Origin of the sequence: Caballeronia calidae (genome assembly GCF_900044055.2) — a bacterium.
In the GTDB taxonomy this organism is placed as follows: Bacteria; Pseudomonadota; Gammaproteobacteria; order Burkholderiales; family Burkholderiaceae; genus Caballeronia; species Caballeronia calidae.
This window is the reverse complement of sequence record NZ_FCOX02000010.1, coordinates 26,453-39,909: the sequence shown is the minus strand read 5'-3', so window position 1 is coordinate 39,909 and position 13,457 is coordinate 26,453. Positions and strand designations below refer to the sequence as shown.

The 13,457-nt window shown below is 62.6% G+C and carries 10 protein-coding genes; 5 read left to right on the top strand and 5 right to left on the bottom strand.

Going from position 1 to position 13,457, the window contains the following annotated elements:
* Positions 1-15 precede the first annotated feature (15 nt).
* The 3 genes from AWB78_RS12000 to AWB78_RS11990 all read left to right on the top strand — a co-directional run bounded on the left by AWB78_RS12000 (position 16) and on the right by AWB78_RS11990 (position 4,108).
* Positions 16-1,497 (top strand): NAD(P)/FAD-dependent oxidoreductase, encoded by a 1,482-nt coding sequence (locus AWB78_RS12000; protein WP_232477671.1) that lies wholly within the window; start codon positions 16-18, stop codon positions 1,495-1,497.
* A gap of 292 nt (positions 1,498-1,789) precedes the next feature.
* Positions 1,790-2,713 carry an SDR family NAD(P)-dependent oxidoreductase gene (locus AWB78_RS11995; protein ID WP_062604799.1) on the top strand — a complete coding sequence of 308 codons (924 nt, stop codon included), beginning with the start codon at positions 1,790-1,792 and terminating at the stop codon, positions 2,711-2,713.
* A 42-nt stretch (positions 2,714-2,755) separates the two neighbouring features.
* The gene (locus AWB78_RS11990; protein ID WP_062604798.1) at positions 2,756-4,108 is read left to right on the top strand and encodes an epoxide hydrolase family protein; all 1,353 of its coding nucleotides are present in this window, start codon (positions 2,756-2,758) and stop codon (positions 4,106-4,108) included.
* Between the two features lie 52 nt (positions 4,109-4,160).
* On the opposite strand, the gene AWB78_RS11985 is transcribed toward AWB78_RS11990, so the two are convergent.
* Positions 4,161-5,402 carry an MFS transporter gene (locus tag AWB78_RS11985; protein WP_062604797.1) on the bottom strand — a complete coding sequence of 414 codons (1,242 nt, stop codon included), beginning with the start codon at positions 5,400-5,402 and terminating at the stop codon, positions 4,161-4,163.
* A gap of 279 nt (positions 5,403-5,681) precedes the next feature.
* The gene (locus AWB78_RS11980) at positions 5,682-6,872 is read right to left on the bottom strand and encodes an FAD-dependent monooxygenase (RefSeq protein WP_062604796.1); all 1,191 of its coding nucleotides are present in this window, start codon (positions 6,870-6,872) and stop codon (positions 5,682-5,684) included.
* 327 nt (positions 6,873-7,199) lie between these two features.
* On the opposite strand from AWB78_RS11980, the gene AWB78_RS11975 reads away from it, so the two are divergent.
* Entirely contained in the window at positions 7,200-9,578 is a 2,379-nt protein-coding gene (locus AWB78_RS11975; protein ID WP_062604795.1) for a putative bifunctional diguanylate cyclase/phosphodiesterase, read from the top strand.
* A gap of 58 nt (positions 9,579-9,636) precedes the next feature.
* Here AWB78_RS11975 and AWB78_RS11970 read toward each other — a convergent pair whose 3' ends face one another.
* The gene (locus tag AWB78_RS11970; protein ID WP_062604794.1) at positions 9,637-10,968 is read right to left on the bottom strand and encodes an ABC transporter substrate-binding protein; all 1,332 of its coding nucleotides are present in this window, start codon (positions 10,966-10,968) and stop codon (positions 9,637-9,639) included.
* A 150-nt stretch (positions 10,969-11,118) separates the two neighbouring features.
* The gene (locus tag AWB78_RS46490; RefSeq protein ID WP_157697488.1) at positions 11,119-11,268 is read right to left on the bottom strand and encodes a hypothetical protein; all 150 of its coding nucleotides are present in this window, start codon (positions 11,266-11,268) and stop codon (positions 11,119-11,121) included.
* Between the two features lie 512 nt (positions 11,269-11,780).
* Between AWB78_RS46490 and AWB78_RS11965 the strand changes: the two genes are divergently transcribed.
* Positions 11,781-12,656 carry a pirin family protein gene (locus tag AWB78_RS11965; protein WP_062604793.1) on the top strand — a complete coding sequence of 292 codons (876 nt, stop codon included), beginning with the start codon at positions 11,781-11,783 and terminating at the stop codon, positions 12,654-12,656.
* Between the two features lie 27 nt (positions 12,657-12,683).
* Here AWB78_RS11965 and AWB78_RS11960 read toward each other — a convergent pair whose 3' ends face one another.
* Positions 12,684-13,340, bottom strand: a complete 657-nt coding sequence (locus tag AWB78_RS11960; RefSeq protein ID WP_062604792.1) for a FadR/GntR family transcriptional regulator — start codon at positions 13,338-13,340, stop codon at positions 12,684-12,686.
* Between the last annotated feature and the right edge of the window lie 117 nt (positions 13,341-13,457).

Genomic DNA, 13,457 nt, shown 5'->3' with positions numbered 1-13,457 from the left:
AGGTGACCTTCGAGAATGGCGTCCGGGGGACGCTCAGGGGACGAAGCAATCCTAGCATTGCCTGCAGACGATGGCCGCCCGGCTCATCGCTACAGACTGAACTGGAGGATTGCCATGAAGAAACTGGGCGAGCATGCGATCGTGATCGGGGCCAGCATCGGTGGGCTCCTGGCCGCCCGCGTCCTGTCGGAGTTCTATACCCTCGTCACGGTGCTCGAACGCGATGCGTTTCCGGCAGCGGACACGCCGCGCAAAGGCGTGCCACAGGGTCGTCATACCCATGGGCTGCTTGCGCGAGGCAGTGCCGTATTCGAGGAATTCTTCCCGGGATATAACGACGAGGTCGTCGCGCAGAGCGGCGGGCTGATCGGCGATGTCGCCAACGATGTGATCTGGATCGGTCACAACGTCAGGCTCGCTAACGGCCCGAGCGAGCTCATCGGCCTGCTTGCGAGCCGTCCGGTGCTCGAAGGCCATCTGCGCCGGCGGCTCCTGGGGTTGCCCCACGTGCATGCCATGGCACATTGCGCCGTGCGGGGGCTTGCCACCTGCCCCGCTCGCAAACGCGTGACGGGTGTGCGCGCATGTGTCGAGGGCCAGCCGGAAGAGACCATCGCCGCGGATCTCGTCGTGGATGCGACGGGCCGTGGCTCATGCAGCGCCGCGTGGCTCGAAGAACTCGGCTACGCCCCTCCCGCCGATGAGAAGGTCGAGATCGGCATCGGCTACATGACCCGCACGTATCGGCGCGGGCCTGCCGATCTCGGCGGCAAGCACGGTATCGTCGTCGCCGGTAGTGCGCCGCACTGGCGCAACGGCGTCATGCTCGCGCAGGAAAACGACAGCTGGATCGTCAGTGCCGGCGGTTATTTCGGCGACGACGCACCGGACAACGACCACGGCTTTCTCGCGTATCTGGCGACGCTGCCGACCATGGAGATTCATGACGTGGTCGCGAGAGCGGAGCCGCTAAGCGATTACAGACGCTACCGCCACGTTTCCAGTCTGCGCCGGCGGTACGAGAGGCTCGCGCGTTTCCCCGAGAATTATCTGGTTTTCGGTGACGCTATCTGCAGCTTCAATCCTGTCTACGGGCAGGGCATGACGGTCGCGGCAGAGGAGGCGCTGACGCTGCACCGGTGCCTGCGCGCAGGCTCGATCGATCTTGCGCGCCGGTTCTTCGGAGCGGCCGCAAAGATCGTCGATATTCCGTGGGATATCGCCGTTGGAAACGACCTCCGCAATCCACGCGTCAACGGTGAACGTCCGCCGATGCGGCGTTTCATCAACTGGTACATCGGCAAGCTTCATCTTGCCGCGAGACGCGACAGCACGCTCGCGACCGCGTTTCTGAAGGTGGTCAACCTGACGATGCCGCCGTCATCGCTGCTCAGCCCTGCGATGGTCAGGCGCGTCTGGCAGGGCAACCGGCAGCCTGCACGATTCGTTCCCTCGCCTGCAATCGAGGAGGCGAAGCGCAATACCGCATCGTCATGACGGAGGGATGGCGTCGACCGCTCAGAACCTGAAGGGGTCACGCCGTCGAATCAGGCAACCGTCCCGAAGACGCCCCTCACCGCGATACACGCGCTTACAAATCCCGCGCTTCACGACACAGTCCAGATACATCAACCCGCTTCAATACGTCTGAGTCTCCTGATCGGCCGCACGCCATGCATGCACGTGCGTGATCGTGCGGCGCACGAGATCTCCGGCGTCGACCGGAGTGACGAATAGCCCGGCGCCCAAACAGTGCATATACACATCAATCGCTTTGGAAATAACCGATATGACGACGAAACCCCTGCACGACAGGCCTATTCTGGTAACAGGCGCCGCGGGCGCGGTGGGCGGCATCGGCCGCAACCTCACGAAAATGCTGCTCGCAAAGGGACACACCGTGCGTGCGCTGGTGCGCAACGAGGATGAGCGCGCGCGTGATCTGCGCCGCCTCGGCGCGGAAGTCGTGCAGGGTGATCTGACCGATCTTGCATCGATGCATCGCGCGATCGAAGGCGTATCGCGCATGTACTTCGGCATGTCCGTGTCCGCGCAGTATCTGGAAGCGACGGTCAACGTGGCGGCGATCGCACGTCATCACGGCATCGAAGCCTTCGTGAACATGTCGCAGATGACGGTCGCGCAGATGCGCATCACCGAAACCACCGATAGTCCGCAGCACAAGCTGCACTGGCTCGCCGAACAGACGCTGGCGTGGTCGGGGCTGCCGGTCGTCACGGTGCGGCCCACGGTCTTCCTGGAAGGCTTCTTCCGGCTTCTGGCCGCCGAAGGCGTACGCGAGCGGGATGAACTGGCCGTGCCGCTCGGCAGCGGAAGAACATCGCCTGTTTCGGCGGTGGATGTGGCGCGCGCCGTAGCCGCGATACTCGACGATCCCGCTCCGCACATCGGCAAGGTCTATCACCTGACCGGACCCGAATCGGCCGATCTCGAGCACTTTGCAGGCGTGTTTTCCGAGGCGCTCGGGCGCACGATCCGCTATCGCGACGTGCCGCTCTCATCGTGGGCGGAGTCGCTTCGACAAATGGGCGTGCCCGAGCATCTCGTCAGACATCTCGCGGCGATGGGCGAGCTTCACGCGCAGGGAAGGTACGACCGCATGACGGACGACCTCTCCAGGCTCACCGGCAAGACGCCGATCAGCATGCGCGAGTTCGTGAGGCAACACGCCGCCGAATTCACGCGTGCGTGACGCCGCGCATCGCTAATGCCTTCATTTCCATCAGGAGTTCCCATGTCCAACGATATTCCCCACTCGCCATCGCGGCGCCGGTTCGTCGGCACGGCGGCGGCGGGCGTCGCTGCTGCCTCGTTGAGTCAGTTCGCCCTCGCCGATACGAATCAATCGATCGTGTCGATCACGAAGCCATCGAGCGCAAGCAAGGACGCGATTCGTCCGCTGCGCGTGCACGTTCCGGAGGCACAGCTCGTCGATTTGCGCCGGCGCGTGAGGGCGACGCGATGGCCCGAGCGGGAGACCGTCACCGACGATTCGCAGGGCGTGCCGCTCGCGATGATGCAGGAGCTCGCGCGCCACTGGTCCACGGATTACGACTGGCGCAGGTGCGAAGCGCGACTCAACACGTACCCGAGTTTCGTGACCGAGATCGACGGGCTGGATATCCACTTCATCCATGTTCGCTCGAAGCATGAGAACGCGATGCCGCTCATCGTCACGCATGGATGGCCCGGTTCGGTCATCGAGCAGTTCAAGATCATCGATCCGCTGACGAATCCCACCGCGCACGGCGCCAGTGCGTCGGACGCGTTTCATCTGGTCATTCCGTCGCTGCCGGGCTATGGATTGTCGGGAAAACCGGGCGAAACCGGCTGGGGCCCGGAGCGCACCGCGCGCGCCTGGGTGACGCTCATGAAGCGGCTGGGCTACGACAGGTTCGCCGCCCAGGGCGGCGACCTGGGCGGCGTGGTCGCGAACGTGATGGGCAAGCAGGCGCCGCCGGCGTTGCTGGGCATCCACGTCAACTTTCCGGCGACGGTTCCCGCCGACATTGCCAAAGCGCTGCAGGCGGGCGAGCCTGCGCCGGCGGAACTCTCCGATGACGAGAAGCACGCGTACGACCAGCTCAGCAGTGCCGCAAAGAAGCGGCGCGCGTATGCGCTGGAGATGGGCACGCGCCCGCAGACGCTGTACGGCATCGCCGATTCGCCGATCGGGCTCGCGAGCTGGCTGCTCGATCACGGCGACGGTTACGTGCAGCCGGCGGCCGCGCTGACGTCTGCCGTGTTCGGGCGCACGGTCAATGGCGAATCGTCGGGCGCCATGACGCGCGACGACGTGCTAGACGACATCACGCTCTACTGGCTGACGAACACCGGCGTGTCCTCCGCGCGCTTCTACTGGGAGTCGCATTTCAACTTCCTCGCCGCCGCCGATGTCTCCGTCCCCGCTGCCGTGAGCGTGTTTCCGCGCGAGAACTATCAGGCGCCGCGAAGCTGGACGGAGCGCGCGTATCACAACCTCATCTGGTACAACCGGCTCGACAAAGGCGGACATTTTGCGTCCTGGGAGCAGCCGGACCTGTTCGCCGAGGAAGTGCGCGCGGGTTTGAGGCCGTTGCGCAAATAGTCTCCGCGCCGCCCATCTAACGAGCCGCGGTCCACGCGCGTTCCGGAAAGCCTCAGTCGAGCGACGGCTCGCAACGGTTCTCCGCCGCGGGCGTCATGCCCGGCCGTCCCAACGAAGTCACGCGCTGCAAGGTCGCGAGACCGAGCACGGCGAGTCCCGCGCCGAGCATGAAGTCGGTTTCCACGCCCGCGCGGTCGACGATCGCGCCGCCGACCGCGGAACCCATTGCTATCGCCACCTGAATGATGCTGACGAACATGGCCGAGCCGGCTTCCGGATAGTCCGCCGTGCCGCGCTGAATCCAGACGCTGAAGCACAGCGGCAGCGCGCCGAAAGCGACGCCCCAGATCAGCATCGCGGCAGTCTCGCCGATGTGCGAGTGTCCGAGCAGCAGCATCGACAAGATCGCGCCGAGCAGCAGCAGAATAATGACGGCGACGGACTTGACGAGATGCTTCGCGACGAGCATCGACATCAGGGCATTCGAGAAGAAGCCGATGACGCCAAAGCCGAGCAACAGCAACGTGATCGCGTTCAGCGAGAAATCCTGCTCCAGCAAGGGCGCGATGTACGTGTAGGTCGAGAAGTGCGCGCCGAAAGCGAACGCGACCATCAACATGCTCAGTCGCGCATGCGGCCTGGCAAGCAGCGCCCTGAAGTCGTGGATGCGCAAGCCCGACGCGGACGGCAGCCGCGGCACGAGCAGCGCCTGCGCGATCAGCGCGACGGCGACGAGGCCCGCCGTCGCTGCAAACGAGAGCCGCCACGACGCGAACGATGCGATGAAAATCCCGAGCGGCACGCCGATGACCGTTGCAAACGTCACGCCCGTCAGGATGGTCGCCGTCGCCTTCGCGGCGTCCTTGCCTTGCACGAGTCGCGGCGCGGCTGCCGTCGCGAGCGTCCAGAAGCCGCCGAGCGCCGCGCCGAGCAGGGCGCGTCCGATGAGCATCGTCGCGAAGCTGGGCGCCATCGCGCACACCACGTTGGAAACGAACAGGACAGCGGTGAGCAGCAGGAACACATATCGACGGTCCATGCGGCCCGCGCCGATGATCAGCGTCGGTGCGAAGATGGCCGCCATGACGCCGGGCGTCGTCACCATCAGACCCGCGATGCCGGGGCTCACGCCCAGGTCGTGAGCGATCTGAGGCAGCAGGCCGACCGGCAGAAATTCCGCCGTCACGAATGCGAACGCACTGACCGCGACCGCGAGCACGGCGAGCCACTCGCGTAGCGTCGTTGTTGGAAGGCCGTCCGATGCTCCGGAGATCGTGGGGGTGTCAATGTGCATATCGATGGAAACGGGAAGAGGTGGGCGAAGCCGTGGCCTCGCCTTCGAGAGTCGCAAAGCTGGGCGCGGCGCATTCGACATCGAACGGCCAGCGCACGAATGAAGCACTTTATGGGGATGAGCGACGATGAAAAAGGCCGGCGCGTCGAATTGACAATCCGGGTCAGGCGAACAATCGCGCGCCAAAGGACACGCAACGCAGGGTGAAAATCGAAGCGAGCCGAATCATACCGCCAGACGTCGAATGTCCCGATTTGGCCGGTTGCTGAAGACCCGACTCTAGTAATCCTTGAGCGCCATTGCGTTGGCCACGTTGGCGATGCGCTGTGTCGAACGCCCGATGAAAAACTCCGTCATGCGGCCCGGGATCAGCCGCATCAACTGCACGAGCAGCCACGCGCCGAGCGTCTTCTTCTGGTTCGACCGCATCAAATTCGCGGCTCTCATCCCAAGCGCCTGATTCGCTTCCACGAACGGCCGCATCTCGCGTTCATATTCGGCAAACGCCTTTCGATGATTACCGGATGCCGCAGCGAGTTCTCCGGCCAGCACGTAAGCACCGATCAACGCAAGGCTCGTACCCTGACCGGACATAGGCGATGCGCAGAAAGCGGCATCACCCAGCAACGCGATTCGCCCCTGCGACCAGCTTTCCATGCAAATCTGGGCTGCGGTATCGAAATACCAGTCAGTGGCCTGCTCCATCCGGTCCAGCAGGCGGGGCACCTCCCAGCCAATGTCCGCATACACGGCGCGCAGTGCCTGCTGCTGCTGCGCCCTGTCCCGCAAGTCGATCCCGGCGGACGAGCGAGCAAAGGCGAAGCATGCCTTGAGATCCGAATCCTTTCTGGAATGCCAGATCGCCGCCATGCGGCCCAGTTCCGTGTATTGAATTTCCAGCCGGTCCAGATCCAGATAATTCGGAATCGAATAGACACACAGGTACAAGCCCAGGTCGCGCAGGAAGCGCGACTCGTCACCGAATGCCAGTTGCCGCAGATTCGAGTGGATGCCGTCGGCACCTATCACCAGCGCGAATTCGCGCGCACCGTTCTTCGCAAACTGCACCTGCACCGAATCGCCGGATTGGCTGACCGCCTGAATCTCGTCCCCAAAAATAAACTCCGCGCCCGCAACCCGATCCATCAGTATTCGGCATAAGGTGCCGCGGACGATTTCTACATCCTCGCCGACGCGATGGCCGTGCTGGTCGCCGCTCATCCGATTGATGACATGCCCATCGCGATCGACCAGCAGAGCCTCCTGCATGTCGGCAGCGCCAGCCACGACGGCTTCATACACGTCCATGCGCTTCAGAATCTCGAGCGCTGTTCCCCGCACATCGATCTTGTAGCCACCGGTCGGCAATGACGGCGCCCGCTCCACCAGCGTCGGAACATATCCGAAACGGCGCAGCCAATATGCAAGGGTAAGTCCGGCAATGCCCGCTCCTGATACAAGTACGCGCATGGGCGCTCCCCTCGCTCGATCAAGGCCATTTCTGCGCCATCCGCTTACACCCGTGGCGGGTCCGGCGGATCGATAGATGAACTTTAGTAGCTGGCCGGGTCCACACCAAGGCAAGGGTTCATCCGCGCAACGAGAGTCGTCGCGAACAGGATGACGCTGCGGCGCACCCGACTGGACAAAATTACCTTCTGCACGTTCGCCGCATGCCTTATGTCCCCTCGGCCGGCTAAAGCATTGAACGCGCGGTGACGTAAACAAGCTGTGGCCCTCGCCACACACGAAGCAGAGTTCGCTGCATGTTCATCAAGAGTCCGCGTCGTCAACGTAATGAGCCAGTCCCCCAATCCCGAATCGTCCAGCACCATCGCTAGTGGCGACGATTCACGACAGGGAGCCAAGTCCGCTCAGAATCAGGAATTTCTTTCGTTCTTTCTGTCGACCCGGTCGAAGGGTGCGACGCTCTCCCCGTCGATCCTCGTGCAGATCGGTCTCGCGGCCTGGGGCGCCTGTGCACTGACCTGCCTGGCACTGTCGTTCGCGTCCAGGGGCATCGCCTTCTGCTCCGGCGTCGCGGTCGGCGCAATCGTGTTCGTGGCGTGCTTGCATCGCGCGCGCCGGTCCGCCTCTCGCGCAAACGCCACCACTGCGCTTGCCAGGGCACTTCTGGAGGCCAATCGCGAATGCCTGAAGTTGCTCGACGTCGATGGCCGCATGCTGCGCATCTCCGAATATGGCGCACAGCTCATGCAGGCAAACGGTCCAGAGCAGCTCGCCGGTTCGAACTGGCTGGGTTTCTGGTCCAATGAGGACGAGATTGCCGCGCACGATGCGTTCCGCGCGGCGAAAGACGGGGCGCGCACTGCCTTCAAGGGTAGCTGTCCGACCACTGCGGGCGTCCCCAAGGTCTGGTATTCGCGCCTCATCCCGATCGAAGACGGCAACGGTCGCGTGGATGGCATCATTTGCGCGTCGCTGGACGTGACGCAGGAAGAAGAGCTGGCCACCGCTCTGCGTGCCAGGGAAACGTTGATGTCCGAAATGGAGGCGCACGTCGGCCTGTGCTTCTACTCCTATAGCGCCGATTTCACGGGTCTTCATCACATCAGTGCGGGCTGTGCTTCCGTGTTCGGCATGGACGCCCAGTCGTTTCGCGCGTCGCCGCAGGCGTGGATGGATCTCGTGCTGCCGGAGGATCTGCCGCACCTCAGGTCGGCCATGCATCGAATCGCCGAGTCCAAGGGCAGCCAGAAGGCGCGCTACCGCATCCGCCGGCCGAACGGCGACGTACGGTGGCTTCAAAGCACCGGGTCGGCCGTACTGGACGATGCCGGAAATGTGGCGCGCATCGTCGGCATCAGCGAGGACATCACGGCCGAGCAGGACCGCCTCGTGGAACTGGACCGCCTGGCCTTTACCGATTCGCTGACCGGGCTCGCGAATCGCGCCGCGCTCATGCGCAGGATCGACGATCGCTGCCGCAGGAAGGCGCCCTTCGCCCTGATGTTCATCGATCTCGACCGGTTCAAGGTGCTCAACGACACGCTCGGTCATACGGCGGCCGATCGTCTCCTCAAGTCGCTGAGCAAGATCATCGGCGCAGCACTGCCGCCGGACGCCTTCCTTGCGCGTCTCGGCGGCGACGAGTTCGCCGTGTTGATCGACGGTGCCAAGGACAAGGACGAGCTCGCCGGCGTCGCGCAAGGCACACTCCGCGCGCTCGTCCACGCGGATCAGGCGCGCCGCGCCGGCACCATCACGGCGTCCATCGGCATTTCCCTGTTTCCCGAGAACGGCGCGAATCGCGAGACGCTCCTGACGAGCGCGGACCTCGCCATGTACGCGGCCAAGAAAGCCGGGCGTAACGGCTACCGTTTTGCCGACAAGGACTCGAGCGAACGCATCGTCGACTTCGAGCTGGAGCGCGATCTGCCCGCGGCACTCGCGATGAAGCAGTTCCAGCTCCACTATCAGGCGATTTACGAGCCGCGCGCGCTCACGGTGCGGAAAGTCGAAGCCCTCATTCGCTGGCGGCATCCCAAGCGAGGACTCATCCCGCCCGGCGTGTTCATCCCCATTCTCGAAGAGAGCGGATTCATCACGGAGGTCGGCGCCTGGGTGATGGACGATGCCCTTCGCCAACTCGCGCATTGGCGTCGGGCGGGCGCCCGCTCCCTCGGCATATCGGTGAATGTGTCCGCACGCCAGTTGCGCGATACGGCCATCGTCGAGGTCGTGGACAGTGCATTACGCCGGCACGCGCTTCCTCCTTCGTCTCTGGAACTGGAATTGACCGAGAGCGCGTTGATGGACGATCCCAACCTCGCGCAGAGCACGCTGCGTGCGTTGCAGAAGCTCGGCGTGCGTATCGCCATCGATGACTTCGGCACGGGCTATTCCAGTCTGCGCTATCTGGCCGATTTCTCGCCGGACAGCGTCAAGATCGACCGCTCCTTCATCACGCGCCTCGAACACGATCAGGCGACGCGCAGCATCGTGTGCGGCATCATCCAACTCTCGCACACGCTGGGATTGAGCGTGACCGCGGAAGGTCTCGAAGAAGCGGCGCAGCTGGAATTGCTGAGGCATGCGCAATGTGATTTCGTGCAGGGCTATCTATTGAGCCGACCGGTCGCGCCAGAGGACGTGCTCGGGCTCTCGATAGCTGCCGCCCATGAACATTCACCCATCGGAGCGATCGTCGACTGACGCCGGTAAAGAGGTTGGATCAGCGGCCCGAGTGCTCGCGGAGCACGCCTCCCGGGACTTACTTCTGATAACCCGCCTGCTTCACGGCGCGATCGGCGGCGGCGTTGCCCGCCTTCAGCGCCGCGTCGACACTGGTTTGCCCAGCGACGACACCTGAAATCGCTTGTCCCACCACGGTCCCGAAAGACTGGAACTCCGGAATGCCGACGAATTGAATGCCGCTGTACGGCACCTTCTTGAGCGACGCGTCGTTCGGATCGGCAGAATCGATCGCTTTCAATACAAAGTCCCCGAACGGAACGGCCTGCCTGTACTCGGGACGTTCAAAAGTCGACTTCCGATTCGGCGGAACGGATGCCCAACCCTCGTCCTTTCCAACCATCTCGATGTACTGTTTCGACGTTGCCCAGGTAATGAATTTCTTCGCGGCATCCTGTGACTTCGAGGTCCTGGGTATTGCCAGCGACCACGACCACAGCCAGTGCGATCCCTTCGGCGTCACCGCAACCGGCGCCGCAGCGAAGCCTATCTTGTCCGCCACTTTCGACTGCGACTTGTTGTAGAGCGTGCCGGCGGCGGCCGTCGCATCGATCCACATCGCGCACTTCCCGGACGACATCAGCGTCAGGTTCTCGTTGAAGCCATTCGAGCTCGCTCCGGGCGGCCCGTCCTTTCTCAGGAGATCTGCGTAAAAGCTGATCGCCTTGTGCCACTCCGGGGTATCGATCTGCGCTTTCCAGCTTTCATCGAACCAGCGTCCACCGTAGGTGTTCACCACGGTCGACACATACGCCATGTTTTCACCCCAACCTGCCTTGCCGCGCAAACAGATGCCATACTGCCCCTTCGCTTTGTCGGTAAGCGTGTCGGCGAATTGCCTGATCTGGTCGTAAGTCGGCTGATCCGGCATGACGAGTCCGGCTGCCTGAAACAGGTCCCTCCGATAAAAGGTCATCGAGCTCTCGACATAGAACGGCAGACCGTAGAGTTCGCCATCGTAGGAAAGGCCGTCGCGCGCCGTCTTGACCACGTCGTCGAGATCGTAATCGGCCGGCAGATGGGTCATCGGCACCAGCCAGCCGCGCTTGCCCCACTGCGGCGCTTCGTACGTGCCAATTGCAACCACGTCGAACTGACCGCTGTTCGTGGTGATATCGGTCGTCGCCCGCTGACGAAGCACGTTTTCCTCAAGGATCACCCAATTCAACCTGATATCGGGGTTCGCCTTCTCGAAGCTCGCGGAAAGCTTCTTGAGTTCCAGCATGGCCGGACCGTTGAGAATCGCGATGGTGACATTCGCCGCGCTGGAAAGTTGTGCCGCGCACACCGAAAGGCCAGCAAACGCAATCTTGAGAATCACGGCGCGACGCGTTGAGTTTTTCGTCTTCATGATAGTGACTCGATCAAGTTCGCCTTGCTCTCGAGTTTAGTTCTCGACATGAAGACGTAAAGTTAACCAGCACGGTTATGTGTAAAGCGCTCACAGACCCGGGAAGAAATGCACGCCTTTTCTGATTGGCTTTTTCGAGGTGCATAAGACTCATGGCAGGCTCAGCACGACGATCGTGTTATCGCCCTTGACTCCGAACGTCAGGTTGTTGTCGCCGGCGGCAGCGGCGACGTATTGCTTGCCCTTGACCTCGTAGGTGATCACGCCGCCGTCGATCGCGCCGCCCAGGTCGGTCTTCAACAGCTCTTTCCCGGTGCCTGCGTCGCGTCAGGTGCAACCAGTTGGTACCACCATTTGAGGCGGCCGGTCTTCGCGTCAGCCTCGCTTGCAGGCTGTTACCGGGGCGCCAAGTCGACGACGGATTTCTTTAGTTCGGTTGCCTAATTATTGAAAAGAGAAGCATCCTCTTAATTCATGAACCGACGCCTGACCACTAGATTTATCGATGAGAACGATCCGCATGCACAGGGTATTCGAAAGGCGCCAGTTCAAGCCTGCTTTCCAAGAATAGGCGAATCATGAATCGACCGTGAGTAGCGCGCACCGAACAAGGCGTCCGATAGAGCAGAACGAGACGCACGAAGGTGACGGAATGAGTCTTCTTATCGCGAAGCACGCCCGGCCTTTGCGCCCGTTCGATCGTTCTATTCATGGGACACAGAGGGTCATTCCATCACCTACCGCCGTCGTCGTCCCTGCACTACCCTTCGCGCATATGACCAGGCCACCGGCCTTCCAAAGGACATTCGACGATGAAAAAGATTCTCGGTACTTACAGCAACCCCAACTCGCATTGGGTCGGCGACGGCTTTCCCGTGCGCACACTGTTCTCGCATCACACGATGGGCAGGCACCTGAGCCCGTTCCTGATGCTCGACTACGCAGGACCGATGCACTTTGCGCCGACGACCCGTCGTCTCGGCGTTGGGCAACATCCTCATCGCGGCTTCGAGACGGTAACCATCGTGTATCAGGGCGAGCTGGAGCATCTCGACTCGACGGGCAGCGGTGGCAGGATCGGTCCCGGCGACGTGCAATGGATGACAGCCGGCGCCGGCATCCTGCATGAGGAGTTCCATTCGCGCCGGTTCGCCGAAACAGGCGGAACGCTCGAGATGGTGCAACTCTGGGTGAATCTCCCTGCAAAGGACAAGATGACCGCGCCGGGCTATCAGAGCATCGTCGCCGGCGAGATTCCATCGATCGACCTGCCCGCGGGCGCAGGACAGGTGCGGGTCATCGCGGGCGACTACGCAGGTACGCCTGGGCCCGCGCACACGTTCACGCCGATCGATGTCTGGGATGTGCGGCTCAATGCGGGGCGCGGTGCGACGTTGACGCTGCCGGAGAACAGGACGCTCGCACTGATCGTGCTGCGTGGCCAGCTCCGGGTCAATGGCGATGAGCGCGCAGTCAGCGACGGACAACTCGTTCTGCTTGGAGAAGAAGACACCGACGTCCAGCTCGACGCCGACAGCAATTCGGTCGTCCTGCTGCTGAGCGGCGAGCCGATCGACGAACCCGTCGTCGCCTATGGCCCGTTTGTCATGAACACGAGCGAGGAAATCGGCGAAGCGGTAGAGGATTTCAACAGCGGGCGATTCGGCAAAATGACAGCGACGGCGTAGCGCGCGGAATCCTGATATCGAACACGTTCATTCCCGATGCGACGGTATCCGCCATTGCACGTTCAGCAGATGGTCGCGCATACGCGAAGCCGCCGTCGTTCCGTCGCGCTCGACCATCGCTTTCACGACGGCTTGATGCTGCTCCGCGAAATGCCGCCGCGTATCCTGATCGGCGGTCTTTTCGCGTGCGTTCGGCTTCATGCGCATGCCGTTGACCACGTCCATCAGCGCGATGATCGCGGGGTTGCGCGTCGCCTGCGCGATGAGCAAGTGAAAGCGATGATCCCACTGCTGCCACTCGTCGTCGTCTTTCGCCATGGCGTTGCGCCTCGCGCATTTCTCCAGTTCCGCGAGATCGTCGGGACTCGCCTTGCGCGTCGCCAGTTCGACGAACGCCGGTTCGAGCACGAGCCGCATTTCCGCGATATCCGCCGGGCTCGACCCCGCGCGCAGGCTGCGTAGCGAAGCCGAAAACTTAAGCGGACGCGCGCCCAGATACGTGCCGCGTCCGACGCCGCGCCATACCCGCCCCGCCGCTTCCATCGACGCCAGCGCACCGCGCAGATCGCGCCGGCTCACGCCGAGCGCTTCGGCGAGGCTGCGTTCCGACGGCAACGCGTCGCCGTCCTTCAGGTTGTGCTGCGCGACGTAGTCGAGCAGTTTGTCGAGCGCGGGCTTTTCCATCATCGAAATCCGAACCAATAAACATTGGTTCACTTTAACAGAAAGATTCCCGGGCAGCGACGGATTGCTTTACTTTTTCTGATGGCGTACTCTGGCTCAATATTTTGTATTTTTCAA

Coding starts and splice junctions, on each gene's coding strand:
- AWB78_RS12000 (WP_232477671.1), top strand. CDS start 16: ATGGCGTCCGGGGGACGCTCAGGGGACGAAGCAATCCTAGCATTGCCT.
- AWB78_RS11995 (WP_062604799.1), top strand. CDS start 1,790: ATGACGACGAAACCCCTGCACGACAGGCCTATTCTGGTAACAGGCGCC.
- AWB78_RS11990 (WP_062604798.1), top strand. CDS start 2,756: ATGTCCAACGATATTCCCCACTCGCCATCGCGGCGCCGGTTCGTCGGC.
- AWB78_RS11985 (WP_062604797.1), bottom strand. CDS start 5,402: ATGCACATTGACACCCCCACGATCTCCGGAGCATCGGACGGCCTTCCA.
- AWB78_RS11980 (WP_062604796.1), bottom strand. CDS start 6,872: ATGCGCGTACTTGTATCAGGAGCGGGCATTGCCGGACTTACCCTTGCA.
- AWB78_RS11975 (WP_062604795.1), top strand. CDS start 7,200: ATGAGCCAGTCCCCCAATCCCGAATCGTCCAGCACCATCGCTAGTGGC.
- AWB78_RS11970 (WP_062604794.1), bottom strand. CDS start 10,968: ATGAAGACGAAAAACTCAACGCGTCGCGCCGTGATTCTCAAGATTGCG.
- AWB78_RS11965 (WP_062604793.1), top strand. CDS start 11,781: ATGAAAAAGATTCTCGGTACTTACAGCAACCCCAACTCGCATTGGGTC.
- AWB78_RS11960 (WP_062604792.1), bottom strand. CDS start 13,340: ATGGAAAAGCCCGCGCTCGACAAACTGCTCGACTACGTCGCGCAGCAC.